Below are 351 nucleotides of genomic sequence, written 5' to 3'. Positions count from 1 at the left end.
AGCAGCGTAAAAGCTGGATCGGCGGCGAGGAGCCATTACCGGTCTCGACGCAATGCCAACTGGTCGATGTGAATCGCACGAGTTATTACGGCAAGCAGGGGCCGTATTCGCCCAGTGACGACGACCTGCTGATGCGTTTGATCGAGGAGGAATACGCGCTGCATCCATTTTACGGCAGTCGGCGGATGCGGCAGATTCTGCTGAAAAAAGGGTACATTGTCAACCGGAAACGGGTGCAGCGTTTGATGCGGCAGCTGGGGCTGGCGGGCATGGCTCCCGGCCCGAACACCAGCAAGCCGCATCCGGAGCACAAGGTCTATCCTTATCTGCTGCGTGGAGTTAGCGTCACCA

1 protein-coding gene is annotated in these 351 nt (G+C 58.4%); it reads left to right on the top strand.

What is annotated here, in order from left to right; all coding sequences use genetic code 11:
* Positions 1–351: IS3 family transposase (locus EST62_RS13285; RefSeq protein WP_134751660.1), on the top strand; the 351-nt coding region annotated here is incomplete at both ends.

This window comes from Chlorobaculum sp. 24CR (genome assembly GCF_004118635.1).
GTDB lineage: Bacteria > Bacteroidota > Chlorobiia > Chlorobiales > Chlorobiaceae > Chlorobaculum.
This window is presented reverse-complemented; position numbering and strand designations above follow the sequence as displayed.